The sequence below is a fragment of the Acutalibacter caecimuris genome, from assembly GCF_034335085.1.
GTDB classification, from domain to species: Bacteria; Bacillota; Clostridia; order Oscillospirales; family Acutalibacteraceae; genus Acutalibacter; species Acutalibacter caecimuris.
Genome location: NZ_JAWXXJ010000009.1, coordinates 66,909 through 82,427, shown reverse-complemented (window position 1 = coordinate 82,427; position 15,519 = coordinate 66,909). Strand labels below are relative to the sequence as shown.

At 55.9% G+C, this 15,519-nt stretch carries 11 protein-coding genes and 1 riboswitch; of the genes, 4 read left to right on the top strand and 7 right to left on the bottom strand.

Features of this window, described 5'->3' with window-relative positions:
• Positions 1-2 precede the first annotated feature (2 nt).
• Positions 3-1,082: a carbamoyl phosphate synthase small subunit gene (locus U8U01_RS06940; RefSeq protein ID WP_322172845.1), complete on the bottom strand. Its 1,080-nt coding sequence runs from the start codon at positions 1,080-1,082 to the stop codon at positions 3-5.
• A gap of 287 nt (positions 1,083-1,369) precedes the next feature.
• Here U8U01_RS06940 and U8U01_RS06935 point away from each other — a divergent pair, with 287 nt between their 5' ends.
• Entirely contained in the window at positions 1,370-3,484 is a 2,115-nt protein-coding gene (locus U8U01_RS06935) for a glutamine synthetase III family protein (protein WP_322172844.1), read from the top strand.
• A 260-nt stretch (positions 3,485-3,744) separates the two neighbouring features.
• A complete protein-coding gene (locus U8U01_RS06930) occupies positions 3,745-5,148 on the top strand; it encodes a sensor domain-containing diguanylate cyclase (protein ID WP_322172842.1) in 1,404 nt (467 codons plus the stop codon).
• Between the two features lie 103 nt (positions 5,149-5,251).
• Here U8U01_RS06930 and U8U01_RS06925 read toward each other — a convergent pair whose 3' ends face one another.
• Positions 5,252-5,872 (bottom strand): ECF transporter S component, encoded by a 621-nt coding sequence (locus tag U8U01_RS06925; protein WP_322172840.1) that lies wholly within the window; start codon positions 5,870-5,872, stop codon positions 5,252-5,254.
• A 151-nt stretch (positions 5,873-6,023) separates the two neighbouring features.
• A riboswitch (FMN riboswitch) is annotated at positions 6,024-6,226 on the bottom strand.
• A gap of 85 nt (positions 6,227-6,311) precedes the next feature.
• Between U8U01_RS06925 and U8U01_RS06920 the strand changes: the two genes are divergently transcribed.
• Complete coding sequence (locus tag U8U01_RS06920; RefSeq protein ID WP_322172838.1) at positions 6,312-7,832, top strand: NAD(P)H-hydrate dehydratase; 1,521 nt, start codon at positions 6,312-6,314, stop codon at positions 7,830-7,832.
• A gap of 76 nt (positions 7,833-7,908) precedes the next feature.
• A complete protein-coding gene (locus U8U01_RS06915; protein WP_322172836.1) occupies positions 7,909-9,474 on the top strand; it encodes a putative ABC transporter permease in 1,566 nt (521 codons plus the stop codon).
• A 197-nt stretch (positions 9,475-9,671) separates the two neighbouring features.
• On the opposite strand, the gene glgX is transcribed toward U8U01_RS06915, so the two are convergent.
• The 5 genes from glgX to U8U01_RS06890 all read right to left on the bottom strand — a co-directional run bounded on the left by glgX (position 9,672) and on the right by U8U01_RS06890 (position 15,507).
• On the bottom strand, positions 9,672-11,750 hold the full coding sequence (gene glgX, locus U8U01_RS06910; RefSeq protein ID WP_367575608.1) for a glycogen debranching protein GlgX: 2,079 nt from the start codon (positions 11,748-11,750) through the stop codon (positions 9,672-9,674).
• A 392-nt stretch (positions 11,751-12,142) separates the two neighbouring features.
• Positions 12,143-13,417 (bottom strand): EAL and HDOD domain-containing protein, encoded by a 1,275-nt coding sequence (locus tag U8U01_RS06905; protein WP_322172834.1) that lies wholly within the window; start codon positions 13,415-13,417, stop codon positions 12,143-12,145.
• Between the two features lie 12 nt (positions 13,418-13,429).
• Positions 13,430-14,371 (bottom strand): chemotaxis protein, encoded by a 942-nt coding sequence (locus U8U01_RS06900; protein ID WP_322172832.1) that lies wholly within the window; start codon positions 14,369-14,371, stop codon positions 13,430-13,432.
• A gap of 28 nt (positions 14,372-14,399) precedes the next feature.
• Entirely contained in the window at positions 14,400-14,888 is a 489-nt protein-coding gene (locus tag U8U01_RS06895; RefSeq protein WP_322172830.1) for a chemotaxis protein CheD, read from the bottom strand.
• Positions 14,881-15,507 (bottom strand): chemotaxis protein CheC, encoded by a 627-nt coding sequence (locus U8U01_RS06890; RefSeq protein WP_322172828.1) that lies wholly within the window; start codon positions 15,505-15,507, stop codon positions 14,881-14,883. Before U8U01_RS06890 ends, U8U01_RS06895 begins: the two co-directional genes overlap by 8 nt.
• Between the last annotated feature and the right edge of the window lie 12 nt (positions 15,508-15,519).

Genomic DNA, 15,519 nt, shown 5'->3' with positions numbered 1-15,519 from the left:
GGTCAGGCCCCCATTAGGGCAAAGAACCGGTCGAACAGCCAGGCTGTATCCAGGGGGCCGCCGCAGGCCTCTGGATGGAACTGGGTGGTAAAGGCAGGCATGGCCGTGTACCCCACCCCCTCGCAGGTGCCGTCATTCACGTTGACGTACAGTTCCCGGCCCACAGCCGGGTCTATACTCTCCCCCACCACCGCATAGCCATGGTTCTGGCTGGTGATGTACACCCGGCCGGTTTCCAGGTCTTTTACGGGCTGGTTCTCCCCCCGGTGGCCGTACTTCAGCTTTTGGGTACGGGCCCCTTGGGCCAGGGCCATCAACTGGTGGCCAATACAGATGCCGAACATGGGCTTTTTCAGCCCGCAAATCTCCTTCAGGTTGGCGATGAGTTCCACATTTTCCGCCGGGTCGCCGGGGCCGTTGGAGAGCATGATGCCGTCCACATCCAAAGCGGCAATCTCCGCCGCGGTGGTGGTGCAAGGGCATACGGTGACCCGTGCCCCCCGCTTGACCAGTTCCCGCCAGATATTGTCCTTGGTGCCGTAGTCCATCAGGGCGACCTTCTTCCCGGCGTTCTCCGCCCCTACCGTGTACATCTCTTTGGTAGAGGCCGCCCGTACCGCGCCATGCACCTTGTAGGCGGTCAGGGCGGCCAGGTCTACGCTGTCTGGGTCATCGGTGATCATGCCGTTCATCACGCCCTTTTCCCGGATCAGCTTTGTGAGTGTGCGGGTATCAATGCCCTCCAGCGCCACCAGGCCCCGATCTCTAAAAAAGGCGTCAAGACTGCCCTCTGAACGGAAGTTAGAAGGCGCTTGGCACCAGGATTTCACGATATACCCCTTTGGCCCCACCAATTTGCTCTCAAAATCAGCAGGGATGACCCCATAGTTCCCAATCAGCGGGAAGGTCTGCACTACGATCTGCCCCCAATAGCTGGGGTCGGTGATGGTTTCCAAATAGCCTGTCATGCCGGTCGTGAACACCACCTCCGCCATTAACTCGCCGCAGGCCCCAAACCGCCTGCCCTGAAAGACCTTTCCGTTTTCCAATACCAGATACGCCGTTTTCCCCGTATGCTCCATGCGCAGCACATCCTTTCTGTTTCCTTGGCCGTCGTTTTAGCCACTCCTATTCAATTTGTTATTGTACTAGAAACCGGCCCGGAGTGCAAGAGGGAATTTACTTTTTTTCATGCGGCCGGCATAGGCCCGGCCTTTCCTTTACCCGGCCCAATATTTTTTGTTGTACCCGTTGACAAATCATTTGCATAGGATTAAAATGTACCAATAAAATGGGGTGGTTCTAGGCATTCCGGCGCTGTGCCGCCTATGCGCATACCCTAAAAGTTTTGAATAAAGGGGTCATGATTATGGGAAGCTGTTCTGAAAACCGCAAATCTGTGCCGGAACTGTTCGGCAGCGCCGTTTTTAATGACGACGTGATGATGGAGCGTCTGCCCAAAGACGTGTATAAGTCCCTGCGCAAGACCATCGATGAGGGCAAAGAACTGGATATCACCGTGGCCAACGCCGTGGCCAGCGCCATGAAAGACTGGGCCGTAGAGTTGGGCGCCACCCACTTTACCCACTGGTTCCAGCCCCTGAACGGCATTACCGCCGAAAAGCATGACAGCTTTATCTCCCCTACCAGTGACGGCCGGGTTATCATGCAGTTTTCCGGCAAAGAACTGATTAAGGGTGAGCCGGATGCCTCCTCCTTCCCCTCCGGCGGGCTGCGGGCCACCTTTGAGGCCAGGGGCTACACTGCCTGGGACCCTACCTCTTACGCTTTTGTAAAGGGCGATTCGCTGTACATACCCACGGCGTTCTGTTCCTACAGCGGCGAAGTGCTGGACAAAAAGACCCCCCTGCTGCGTTCCATGGAGGCCCTAAGCACCCAGGCATTGGCCATCCTGCGGCTGTTTGGCGACGATAAGACCCAGCAGGTCATTACCACCGTAGGGCCGGAACAGGAGTACTTCCTTATTGATAAAGAACTGTACAAACAGCGCCGGGACCTGATGTTCACCGGCCGCACCCTTTTTGGGGCGAAGGCGCCCAAGGGCCAGGAGTTGGAGGATCACTACTACGGGGCCATCAAGCCCCGTGTGGCTGACTTTATGCGTGACCTGGACCGGGAACTGTGGAAACTGGGGGTACTGGCAAAAACCAAGCACAACGAGGTAGCCCCCGCCCAACACGAACTGGCCCCCATCTTCACCACCACCAATATTGCCTGCGACCACAACCAGTTGACTATGGAATTGATGAAAAACGTGGCCGACCGCCACGGCCTGGTCTGCCTGCTGCATGAAAAGCCCTTTGCCGGGGTGAACGGCAGCGGCAAACACAACAACTGGTCCCTCTCTACCGACACGGGCAAGAACCTGCTGGATCCCGGCCCCCGCCCCTGGGAGAACCTGCCCTTCCTGCTGATTCTGGCTGCGGTCATCAAGGGCGTGGACGAATACCAGGATCTGCTGCGTATCTCCGTGGCTTCGGCAGGCAACGACCACCGCCTGGGCGCCAATGAGGCCCCGCCGACCATTATTTCCATGTTTTTGGGAGATGAACTCACCTCTGTGCTACAGGCCATAGAGGGGGGCGTGCCCTACCAGTGCGTAGAGGAGAAAAAGCTGCAAACCGGTGTGCGGGTGCTGCCGGACTTCAGCAAGGATACCACTGACCGGAACCGTACCTCCCCCTTTGCCTTTACAGGCAATAAGTTCGAGTTCCGCTCCCTGGGCTCGGCCATTTCCATCGCCTGCCCCAACATCATGCTGAACACCATTGTGGCTGAGGAGCTGCGGCAGTTTGCCGAGGAGCTTACCGGCGTTAAGGACCTTCCCGCCGCCGTGACCGCTTTGGTACGCCGGGTAACGGCAGAACATAAACGCATCATCTTTAACGGGGACGGCTACTCTGCCCAGTGGGTGGAGGAGGCCAGGCGCCGGGGCCTTTTGAACCTGCGCACTACCGTAGACGCTTTGCCCCGGTACCTGGATCAGAAAAACGTGGAATTGTTCCTACGCCATAAAATTTACACCGAGGCCGAGATGGAGGCCCGGTACGAAACGATCATGGAGGAGTACGTTAAGACCCTTAACATTGAGAGCCTGACCATGGCCGGCATGGTACGGCAGGAGGTTTTGCCTGCGGTGAGCGGCTATGTGGCTACGCTGGCCCAAGGGATAGCCGCCAAGCGGCAGGTACTGGCTGGCCTGCCCTGTATGGCGGAAACCAGCCTGATAGAATCCCTCTCCGGCCTGATAGACCGGGCCTTTGCCCAGACCGGCGAACTGGAGGATCTGCTGCGGGATCCCCGCACCCAAAGCGAGAATATCCTTACTGTGGCCACCCATTACCGGGATGAGGTCATCCCCGCGATGGAACGCCTGCGGGCCACGGTAGACGAAATGGAGCGGGGCGTTTCCGCCGGACATTGGCCCTACCCCACCTACGCTGCGCTGATGTTCAGCATATAAGCCTTTGTGCCCAAAGGCCCAAGCAGGCAGCCCGGCGGTACAGGGGCATCGCCACAAAAAAATAGCGAAAGGGGCTACCCAAACGGGCCAAAACAGGCTATAATAAGGGTAGCCCTTTGTATTCCCCAAAGTGCCGTTGTTGACCTTGCCGGGGAAACAGGGAAAGAGGGCCGGAACGTGTTTGGGCCCGGCCCCAGGGCTACCGGCCATATGCGCTAAAGCAGGGCGGAAACTGCCGCCGGAGAGGAAGTTGACAAACCATGGAAATATTACATACCCCTGCCCCACGGAAAAGGCCCGTTAAAGGTGTGAAGGTACGCACGCTGAACCTGCTGATGATCCTTATCTCCTGTGTGCTGTATATCACCCTGCTGGCTGTAACCTTCCGGGCCGCACAAAACTACCGGTCTATGGTGGCTGCCACCGACTTATACATCCGTTGCCAGCAGAATGCCGCCCTGGTTTCCGACGGTTCTGACTACCTTACCGACCAGGTACGGATGTTTACCGTGACCCTGGATCCTACCTATGCCAAAAACTACTTTACCGAGGTCAATGTCACCCGCCGCCGGGACCAGGCTTTGGAAGATCTGGGCGGCCAGGCAAGCCTACAGGCCGGGGACTTCTTACAGGCAGCCTTAGATTTCTCCAACCGGCTGACGGAACGGGAAATTTATGCCATGCGCTTGGCCGCCGAGGCGGAGGGTATGCACTTGACCGCCCTGCCTGCGGAGATCGGTGAGGCCGAACTTAGCCCGGCCCACCAGAAATTATCCCCGGAGGAAAAGCTGGATGCAGCCCGTGAAATGGTGTTTGGCACCGAGTACCAGGCCAACAAGCAGCTTATCAGCACCAATATTGACTACTTCCTCTCTGATGTGCTCCAGGCTACCCAGGTGAATCAGGAAACCAGTATGCAGGATTTGCAGAACTCCATGCGGCTGGAGCAGGTCTTTTTCAGCATCCTCTTTGTGCAGAACGTATTTATCTTCATCATGATCATTTTCCTGATCGTCAAGCCCTTGCAGGTCTATGTCAACTGCATCCAAGAGGAAAAGCTAATGGAGATCACCGGGGCCTATGAATTTAAGTACCTGGCTTTGACCTACAATAATATTTACGAGCTCAACGCCGCCAACGAGCAGGTCTTGCGCCATCAGGCCGAGCATGACCCCCTCACCGGCATTATGAATCGGGGCGCCTTTGACCAGGTCAAAGAAGTGCTGCGGGTAAAGGCGCAACCCATTGCCATACTCATTATCGACGTGGACAAGTTTAAGCTGATCAATGACGGCTATGGCCACGAAACCGGAGACAGGGTGCTGAAAAGGGTGGCAAAGCTGTTGGAGGAAAATTTCCGCACCACCGACTTTGCCTCCCGCATTGGCGGAGATGAATTTTCCGTGATCCTTACCGAGATCGACCCCAGCCAGCAGGCTATGGTGGAGAGAAAGATGAACGCGATCAACCAAACCCTGCTCAACCCCACCGATAACCTGCCGCAGGTTTCTCTGAGTACAGGCGGGGCTTTTTCCGCCACCGGCTATACGGACGAGCTTTACCAGCAGGCTGACGCCGCCCTCTACCAGGTAAAAGAGCACGGGCGGTGCAGTTGCCGTTTCTATGAGGAAGGGATGCCTTTCCCCGGTAAAGACAGGGAATAAGGAAGGTGGATGACCTTTGCCCCTGGCGGTTTGGCGGCCAAACCTGGCCGGCAAAAAACAGCCGGGCCCCCCTTCCGAGGAACCCGGCTGCCTACTGTTCCTATTACCTTGTGCCCTTGATGATAGGCGAGATACGTTTATAGATTAGGAATGTAATGGCCACGCTTAGCAGCCCCTTGCAAAAGGTAAAGGGCATATTAAACCATACCAATGCATCCATTAGGCTACGCACATGGGGGTTGATAGCCCGGTACATATCCAGGATGGCCTCCATAGGCATTAGCATGGCGTAAAAGGGATAGGTAATAAAATAGTTCACCGGCAAGCTGCACAATGCCATGCACAGCGCCCCTGCCAAAGAGCCGGCCAGGGCCCCTATCCGCCCCTTCTTCACCCGGTAGACCAGCCCCGCCGGCAGCACAAAGGCCGCACCCAGCAAAAAGTTGCTCAGTTCCCCTACACCGCCGGTAGTGGTGGCCAGTAAGTGCACCAGGTTTTTGATCAGACACACGCCCACACCACTGAGGGGCCCCATGCTGAAAGCGGCAATCAGCGCCGGCAGTTCCGAGACATCCAGTTGGATGAAACTGGGCATCAGCGGCACCCGCACGGCTATAAACATCAGCGCTGCCGATACCGCCCCCAGAATCGCTGTTACCACCAATTTGCGCACATTGGCCTGCCGGGCTCCCCGGCCCCTACTGTTTTCGTTCGCGATTTGCATTTTTACGCACCCTTTCTGAGATATTCTCTGCAAGAGGCCTGGAGTTGCCGACCAGCCCGCAAACAAAAATCCCCCAAACAAATGCTTGGGGGAAACTGTGCGGTTCAAGATACGGCGCAAAGACAGAGGGGTCACAGCCCCATGCCATTGGCGCGATCTTCTACCATCCGGACTACAGGGCCAGCCGCGCCATATGGCGCTGCGCCAGCCCTTCACCGTCGGTACCGGAATCTCACCGGTTCGGCGGGGTACACCGTACCCCGTTCGCAGACTTACCGGCCGCCGGGACGCTATACGCCCCGCCTACGGCCCATCACTGCCGGTCAGGAATTTCACCTTGCCCCGAAGACCTTTTGCTGTTACTATTATAGGGGCTCTGCCCACTATTGTCAAGGGGGATGCCCCCATCTTCCCATCTGAGAGAAAGGAACACCATAACATGAAATTATTTACCCGCACAGAGATGCAAAGACTGGAGGCCGCCGCAGAGAGTTCCGGGGTCAGTCTAGCCGCGATGATGGACAACGCCGGCACTGCCCTGGCCCAAGAGGCACAGGCACGCTGGGGCCCTCTTACAGAGCGCTCGGTGGTGCTGCTGTGCGGTAAAGGCAATAACGGCGGGGACGGTTTTATCTGTGCGGCACGGCTGGCCCAGTGGGGCGCCTCCTGCACAGTACTGCTCCTGCATGGTAGGCCCCAGTCCAGCCTAGCCCAGGGCGCTTTTTCCCATATGCCTGCCTCTGTCCAGGTAATTGACGCTACCCAAGCGCCAGCCCACGCAGAGGACGCCCTTTCCTCTGCCGAAGTAGCCGTGGATTGCGTGTTTGGTTTCGGGTTCCAGGGCCAACTGGACGAAACCTCGGCCCATTACCTGGAACTGGCCAATGCCCTACCCTGCCGCCGCATTGCCGCCGACCTGCCCAGCGGCGTAGAATGTGATACTGCCCGGGTAAGCCCTGGGGCTTTCCGTGCCCATGTCACCGTGGCCTTTACCGCTGAAAAGCCTGCCCACCGCAGCTACCCGGCTATGGAACTGTGTGGCCAGACTGTGGTGCGGCCTGTGGGCATACCGCAGGCGCTTACCCGCTCGGCACGTACGCTGGTTTCTCTCAACAGCCCAGAGATTGCCCGCCCCTTGCTATTGTCCCCCGGCGCACTGGCCAATAAAGGGGACTTGGGCCACCTGCTGCTGGTGTGCGGCAGCTATGGCATGGCCGGCGCCTGCATCATGGCAGCCAAGGCAGCCTTGCGTTGCGGGATAGGGCTTTTGCATATTGCTGCCGATTCCCGCATCTATCCTATCCTGGCCGCTGCCGTACCAGAGGCTGTCTACACGGTTTTAGACCTGGCGGCCCCCGCTACTGCCCAGGATAAGCTGGCAGCCACTTTGGAAAGCTGCACTGCCTGTGTAATAGGCTGCGGCCTGGGCGAGCTTGCCAGCCATCTGTGCCCGGTGGTGTTCTCCCATCCGCGCGTTCCACTGCTCATTGATGCCGACGGGTTGAACTTCTGCGCCCGGCAGGGTTTTGTACCAGATACCGCCGGCCTTCCGCTGGTTATCACACCCCACCCTGGCGAGGCTGCCCGGCTCACCGGCCGTACCCCCGGTGAAATCCAACAAGACCGTATCGGCACGGCCCAGCGGCTGGCAGAACAGTTCGGCGGGGTGGCACTGCTCAAGGGCGCTGCCACTGTGATTGCCGCGCCCAACGGCCGGCTGGCAATTAACCCCACCGGCAACCCGGGCATGGCCAAAGGCGGTAGCGGCGACGTGCTGGCGGGTATCATCGGCACCTTCCTCGCCCAGGGTGCCGGGGGATTCCCGGCTGCGACGGCAGGCGCCTATATCCACGGGCTGGCCGGGGACCTCTGCCGGGAAAAGCTCTCCGCCCGTGCCATGCTGCCAACAGACCTGATCCAGTACCTGCCGGAAATTATTAAGAATTTTGAAAGCCGTTGACCGCTTTACATTAGCCCAGATATCTGGTAAAATATCCCTTGCTTATATTTTGGTACTACTTTAAGGGAGGTTTATAATGCTTTATACTTACCTGTGGTGTTTTTTCATATACGCCACGCTGGGCTGGTGCGGTGAGGTGCTTTTTGCGGCAGCGGTTGAAAAACGCTTTGTAAACCGGGGCTTTCTCAATGGGCCTGTCTGCCCCATTTATGGGCTGGGGGTAGCAGCCATTGCCTTTTTCATGCGCCCCTTTGGTGGCAACCTGGCCGCGCTAATCGTCGGCTCTATGGTTTTGGGCTCAGCCCTTGAATACCTGGCCGGGTGGCTGCTGGAAAAGATCTTCCACCAAAAATGGTGGGATTACTCCAACGAGCCCCATAATCTGAACGGCTATATCTGCCTGCGGTTTTCGGTGTTATGGGGGCTGGCAGGGGCTGTGGTGGTGCGTTTTGTAGTGCCTGCCACTGCCCGGCTCACCAACCTTATCCCCCGGCCTTTGGGCTGGATACTGCTAGGGGTTCTGGGCAGCCTGCTGCTGGCCGACCTGGCTGTTACGGTCGCGGCGATCATCGGCCTCAACCGCAAGCTGAAGATGTTGGAGTACGTTTCCCGCCGTCTGAAAGAGGGCTCTGACAAGCTGGGGCAGGATCTGTTTGAGCACGCATCCTCTGCCCATAACCGGGCCGAGGCCTGGCAGCGGGACGCCGCCCAGCTACGGGAGAAGTATGAGCAGAGCCTACGTGCCAACCTGCTCCACCGCCGCTTGCTGAAAGCTTTCCCCGACTTGAAGTCCCTGCGCCATAATGCGGAACTGGAGGCTCTACAGGAGAGCCTCCATGTGTTCCGCCGCAAGTCGGAGGACGCCATCCGCCGCCGCAATGACGCCGCTGTGGCCGCCTATGAAGAGCACCTGGCTCCTGGCCAGGAAAAGCCCTTTGCCTATATGCTGTGCTACGATAAGCTGTTCTGGATTTTTATGGCCGGCAATGTGGTGGGCTGTGTGCTGGAAACTATCTATGCTCTCATCATGCCGCCCCATCAGTTTGAGTTGCGGGTCAGCCTGGTATTAGGCCCGTTTATCTTGGTCTATGGTTTTGGCGCTGTGCTCCTCACCCTGTTTTTACGTAAAATGTATAACCAGCGGGATGTCCTGATTTTCATCACCAGCATGGTACTGGGGGCCGCTTTCGAGTACCTTTGCAGCTTGTTGCAGCAAACGGCCTTTGGTTCCGTTTCCTGGGAATACAGCGACTCGGCCTTTAACGTAGGCGGGCGCACCAACCTGATGTACTCGGTGTTTTGGGGCGTCCTGGGGCTGGTATGGGTAAAAGATCTATACCCGGTGGTTTCCCGTAAACTGGAGCAGATTCCCAAGCGCCTGGGGCGTACATTGACGGTGGTTTTCAGCGTTTTTATGGCGTTAGACATGGCCGTTTCGGCTGCCGCGGTCTATCGCTGGTACGAGCGGGAAAACAAAATCCCCGCCACCAACCCGGTACAAGTTTTCCTGGATGACGCTTTCCCCGACCAGCTTTTGGCGATCATCTACCCCCATATGCAGTTCGTGGGCCGGCCAGAGCCGCCGGATAAACTTCTTCCCGACCAGTCTGAATCTCTCTTGCGCATGGGCCAGTTGGGATAAAATTGAAAAGCCGGAGGTTCCTTTGGGAACGCTCCGGCTTTTTTGGCTGTGGGGCTTTGCCCCACACCCCACCAACTTTTGAAAAAGTTGGATCAAAACTTTATTGCCGCGTACGGGAAGGGCTGGGCATTGGTTGTTTTGCGCACGCGGTTTAGGGAACATTTTTTGTGGAGTTTTGTTTTTCTTTTCTGATAAGACTATTTGCCTACCAGTACGATAACGGAGCGAGGGCCTATTTTGATGGTCCGGCCATCCAGTTTTTGGGGAGATTGTTGGGCATTCCAGGTATTTGCCGCCAGTTCCCAGCGCATGGACCGGGGCAACTCCGGCAAGGTGACCTCTAATTCGCCCCAATAGGCGTTAGACGCCAAATACACCACTTCAGGGCCTGCCTGCTGTTCGTAACCGGCAAACATCACCCCTACATAATGCTCATCGCTCCCAAACTCACCCTGATGCCAGGGCGTCACCCCATGCAAGCTTATGTCCGGGAAACCTACTGCCCCGTCGCTCAGATTGCTACGCAACACCCGGTGGGCCTTGCGGAAGGCGATCATATATTGGAAGAATGAGAATATATCCTGGTTTTCCTCCAGCCGGTTCCAATCCAGCCAAGAGATGATATTGTCCTGACAGTAGGCATTGTTGTTGCCGAACTGGGTGTTGCAGAATTCATCCCCAGCCAAAAACATGGGGATACCCCGGCTGCACATCAGCAGGGCAAAGGCGTTGCGGATCATCCGCTTGCGCAAAGCTATCACCGCTGGGTCATTGGTTTCGCCCTCCACCCCGCAGTTCCAACTGTAGTTGTTCCAGCAGCCGTCGGTATTGTCCCAGGCGTTCTGCTCGTTGTGCTTGTCATTATAGGCGAACAGGTCGTACATGGTAAATCCGTCATGGCAGGTTAAAAAGTTTACCGATGCATTGGTACGCCCGTGGGCGTCGTAAATGTCCCTGGATCCGGTGATGCGCATGGCTGCCGCTTGGGCCATACCCCTGTCACCCTTAATATAGCAGCGCATATCATCCCGGTATTTGCCGTTCCACTCGGCCCAGCGGTTCCAAGAGGGGAATGTCCCCACCTGGTATAGCCCTCCGGCATCCCATGCCTCGGCAATCAGCTTGACCCCACCCAAAATAGGGTCAAAGGCCAGGGACTGCAACAAGGGGGGTTTATCCATAGGCGAGCCGTCCTCATTGCGGCCCAGGATGGACGCTAGGTCAAACCGGAACCCGTCAATGCGGTAGGTGGTCACCCAATACCGCAAGCAGTCCAGGATCATCTGGTGCACAATGGGGTGGTTACAATTTAGGGTATTGCCGCAGCCGCTGAAATTATAGTAATAGCCCTCCGGCGTCAGCAGGTAATAGATGTTGTTATCAAAGCCTTTAAAAGAGAAGAAGGGGCCCTGCTCATTGCCCTCAGCGGTATGGTTGAATACCACATCCAGGTACACCTCCATGCCGTTCTCATTCAGTTCCCGGATAAGGTTTTTCAGTTCCGTACCCTCCCGGTTGTGCTCTGGGGTAGACGTATAGCTGGTGTTGGGGGCGAAAAAGCTGACTGTACTGTAACCCCAGTAGTTGTACAGCTTTTGCCCATTGTGCTCCCGGTAGTCCTGCATCTCGTCGAACTCGAAAATGGGCATCAGCTCCACCGCATTGACCCCTAATTTTTTCAGGTAGGGTATCTTCTCCCGCAGCCCCTCAAAGGTGCCGGGGTGGGCTACGCCGGAGGAGGGATCCATGGTAAAGCCCCGCACGTGCAGTTCGTAGATGATCAGATCCTCCGTCGGGATCAGCGGCTGGTGGAAATTGCCCCAGTCAAAGTCGTTCTTCACCACCCGTGCCTTATATTGATGCAGCCCCGGCTGGTTCTCCCCCCATTCCCGCTGGCCGGTAACGGCTTTGGCATAGGGATCCAGCAGTACCTTGCTGCGGTCGAAAATCAACCCCTTTTTCGGGTCATAGGGGCCGTCTACCCGATAGGCATACTCAAACTCTGCAATATCCAGCTTAAAGACGATCATAGAGTATACATTGCCGATCTTGTAGGGCTCCGGGAAAGGTATCTCCCCATAGGGCTCATCTTCCCCCGGATGGAACAGCACCAGCGACACCGCTGTGGCCCCGTTGGAGTGCACGGTAAAATTTACGCCGCCAGGGATGGCCGTGGCGCCGTTTATCTCGTAAAACCCCGGCCGGATAGAATAGGTCACACCGTTGCACGCAATAAAGTCCAGCGGCGCCAGGTGGATATTACCGGGCAGTTTCATAGCCGCCAGTGTGTCGCTCTTGTCCAGCGTCCGGGCATCCAGCATATGGTTCGTCCGATTTACGTCCAATGTTATCATCCTTTCAGCCAGCGTGATATGCCTCCTCAAGACGCGAAACCGCGGACATCTCTGCCACGTGGCCAGCCTGCTCACAGTTGCCAGGCAAAGCCTGAACGAGCCATCTTGCCGGCATATAATATAACATTTTTCTTGCGAAAAATGCCCCACAAGGGGGCATCTCCTGGTACGGCTATCCCGCCGCCTTGTTTGTTCTTGTTAGAAGAATCTGCCAGCCATACCTGTGGGCAAACAGGGCGCCGTAGGGCCCCTTCATTTCTTCCCTTGAGGCTGCCCTCCGTTCTCACTGGCAAGCAATGGTTTCGCGCAACCCCTTACTCTGCTACCTCTTCCGGTAATTCATTCCCTGACGGATCGGTGATCTGTTTCCAGGTTTCGTTCACAGACTCCGTACAGTTAAAGTAGATACTGGTCAAGGTATAGGCCGGCACATACAGTGCCTCTGCGTGTTTCGTGATCTTATCCCAGTCTGCCTGTTCGTAACTCAGCACCAGGTCGAACAACTCCCCGCAAGGGCCTTCATGGTGCAACAGAGCGGCCTTCACTTCGTCGGCAACCGGCACGGTAGACAGGATCTCTTCCAGGGGCGCATCAATTAGGTAGTTCAGCGTTGAGAACATTCCCATCAAGTAGGCCTCTGAACGGGATATGGGGAGGTTCTTGGCATAGTTCATCAGCTCACTACAAAAGTTAGCCCGCATAAAGGAAAGTTTCAAGAACTCTTCCGCAGACTGGTCTATCTCGTTGTTGGCATTTGTGGTGCTCAGCAGGTAAATCCATTGCTTTAGCTGGGCAATACCCAGCGTCATAATTGCCTGGCGGATGGTAGTGACCCGGTGTTTGGTAGAGAAATAGGCTGTGTTTGCCACCCGCAGCAGGCCGTAACTCAAGGTGGCGTCGGTGGAGATAATGTTCTCAATCTCCTCCATATCCGGCTCTTCCCGTACCACAGCCACCATCAGCCGGAAGAAATTGCTTTGCAGGTATCCGCTGGAGTGGGCTTTTGTGGCCAACTGTTTTGCCACATAGGGGCCTTCCAGCGCATCCACATTCAAATTTAAGGCCGCCTGATATAGCTCCTGGGTGTCCACATCCGTGGCAATGACCTTCTTGTTCATGCTTTTGGCCAGGTTCACGATATTTTTAGCCGAATTCTCGTTGGTTTCCTTGATATTCAGCTTGATGTAGTCTATATAGTCAATCAGTGACAGGTAGCGGGGCGCAAACTGGAACTGGTTCACCGCGATCTTATAGCCATCACGGGCATATTGCTGCACAAAGCGTAACGCCAAGGGATGGATAACCACACTATCGTCAATCTGGATGATCAGCCCCTTTTTCGGGAACAGCGCCGGGGTCTTTTTCATCAATAGGGTGGTGGTGAAGGTCATAAAATGTACCGTGTCCTTCAGCGATTTCTCCATGTTCTGCATCAGGAAACTATAAACCGTATCCGCTACGGCAAACTCGCTGGCACCCTCGTCACTGCTGCCATAGGCCTGGTTTTCACCATAGTACAAAAGCTCATAGGCAATAATCTGGTTCTTTTCATTTTTGATGGGCTGCCGTACGATATACCTTTCTCTCATGGGGTCTTCTCCTTACACGGCTTTGCCGGACTTAGCCACTTCCGTTCTCGTCAGCAAAGCGTCCATCACATTTACCAGTCTGCCAATCTCCGGTTTACTTAGCTGCTCATCAGCACCCAACTGCTTGCCTTTTATGCGCATTTCCTCGCTAATAAGCGAAGAGAAGATGATCAGCGGAAGATGTTTCATATCCGGGTCATCCTTCACCAGCTTGGTCAGCCGGTGGCCGTCCATCTGGGGCATCTCAATATCCGTCACGATCAGCGCCACGCTCTCGTCCAGAACCCCCTCTTTCTTACAAGCGTTCAGGTACGCCCACAAATCGTGGCCATTGGGGAACATCTTCAAGTTTACATACCCGGCTTTGGTCAGCGACTCCTTGATCATATGGGACAGCAGGATAGAGTCCTCGGCAATCGCAATGGGCTTGTCGTTACGCTCCCGGTGTCCTAGTGCGTCTATTTCGCTGATCTTGATCGAGGTTTCCGGGGCGATCTCCGCCACAATACGTTCAAAGTCCAAGATGGTCACCAGTTCATCGCCGCACTGGGCAATACCTGTAGCCACCCCGTCGTTGCCGCCGTTTACGGTATTATCCGGTTTTTGGATGTCCCGCCAGGAAATACGGCTAAGCCCCTCCACAGTATGTACCCGGAAAGCCACGGTCATCTTGTTGAACCCGGTGAGGATGAACATATCCTTTTGCTTGGGCTCGTAATTGGGGCAATCTAAAAAGCGCGGCAGGTTGATTACGGTAATCACTTCATCCCTGGGCTTAAAGATGCCCTCCACCGCCTCATGGGTATGGGGCATAAACTTTACCGGCTCTGAAATGGTGATCTGCCGCACCTTTGCCACGTTGATACCATATAGCACACCGTCAATGGTGAACCGCAGGATCTGTATCTCGTTGGTGCCCGATTCCAAAAGGATCTCGTCTTTTACAATGGCCATCTTTACCTGACTCCTTCCTGTTTCCGTTTTACAGTACAATGTCCGGCTTGCCATAGCTGCGGATAGTCGCCTTGCCGGTAGCCGGGTTAAAAGAGAGGGTCCTGGCCACAGAGCCGCCTACGTCCTCGGCAAGCAGCCGGATGTTCTCCGCCCGCAGTATCTTATGTACGCTTTCAATATTTCTCTGGCCGATATTGCCAAGGCTCCCTGAGCCGCTTACCGCAAACATCTTGGCACCCCCCGCTACTTTTGCCACAATGCGGGGCCGTCTGGCCCCTTTGGCCTCCATCTGTTTCAGGGTTTCCCGTATGCCCGTGTCCGCATACTTCATGGTATTCTTCCGCCCGGCCTCCAGATTTAAGGGCAGCATAATGTGAATTAATGCCGCCAGCCTAACGTTTGGGTCAAACAGGCAGATGCCGCAGCAGGAGCCCAATGCATACGTAATAAGTTCCTCGTCCCGGTTGGTCATTTTCATATCGGCGATCCCTATCACCAGTTTAGAACCACTAGCCATCTTCAACGCCCAGCTTTCTCAAAAGGAAATTGAGTGACCGAATGTCGGGGGAAAGGATCAGCCGGCAGGGCAACTCCTTCCCATCACAGGAAAAATTCCCGCCAATGGTCATAAGATAATCCGACTGCCCGCCATATTCGGCCATTGGCACCGTCAAAATGGCGCCCTGCATATCTACCGTCAAGCTGGGCACAGTCAAATCCACCTTCAGTTCAGCCAGCCCGGAAAGGGCATTGATAAAGGTGGATATCATAATATTGCCCACCTCCACCAAAGCGGAGCGTTTCAGTTCGTCCAGTTCCGAGTAGTCCTCAATGGGGGTGGAGAGCATCCGCTCCAAAATAATGTTGATAAACTCCAACGGCTGCACGGAGAGCATGATGCCGTTGATCTGCCCGCCGATATGCACCAGCACACCCGCTGTCACAGGCTCCGGACCACCGATCCAGTCGATGGCCTCGTTATATCCCATGATACGCACCTCAGGCAGGGTGATATGCACCGGGCAGCCCAGCATACCCGAAAGGGCTGTAGCCGCGTTGCCGGTGCCGATACTGCCTATCTCCCGTAGCGTATCGATTTCCAGGCTACTTAAGTCCTGGTAATTCTTGATAACCATCTATTCCCCTCC

Coding starts and splice junctions, on each gene's coding strand:
- U8U01_RS06940 (WP_322172845.1), bottom strand. CDS start 1,082: ATGGAGCATACGGGGAAAACGGCGTATCTGGTATTGGAAAACGGAAAG.
- U8U01_RS06935 (WP_322172844.1), top strand. CDS start 1,370: ATGGGAAGCTGTTCTGAAAACCGCAAATCTGTGCCGGAACTGTTCGGC.
- U8U01_RS06930 (WP_322172842.1), top strand. CDS start 3,745: ATGGAAATATTACATACCCCTGCCCCACGGAAAAGGCCCGTTAAAGGT.
- U8U01_RS06925 (WP_322172840.1), bottom strand. CDS start 5,872: ATGCAAATCGCGAACGAAAACAGTAGGGGCCGGGGAGCCCGGCAGGCC.
- U8U01_RS06920 (WP_322172838.1), top strand. CDS start 6,312: ATGAAATTATTTACCCGCACAGAGATGCAAAGACTGGAGGCCGCCGCA.
- U8U01_RS06915 (WP_322172836.1), top strand. CDS start 7,909: ATGCTTTATACTTACCTGTGGTGTTTTTTCATATACGCCACGCTGGGC.
- glgX (WP_367575608.1), bottom strand. CDS start 11,750: ATGAAACTGCCCGGTAATATCCACCTGGCGCCGCTGGACTTTATTGCG.
- U8U01_RS06905 (WP_322172834.1), bottom strand. CDS start 13,417: ATGAGAGAAAGGTATATCGTACGGCAGCCCATCAAAAATGAAAAGAAC.
- U8U01_RS06900 (WP_322172832.1), bottom strand. CDS start 14,371: ATGGCCATTGTAAAAGACGAGATCCTTTTGGAATCGGGCACCAACGAG.
- U8U01_RS06895 (WP_322172830.1), bottom strand. CDS start 14,888: ATGGCTAGTGGTTCTAAACTGGTGATAGGGATCGCCGATATGAAAATG.
- U8U01_RS06890 (WP_322172828.1), bottom strand. CDS start 15,507: ATGGTTATCAAGAATTACCAGGACTTAAGTAGCCTGGAAATCGATACG.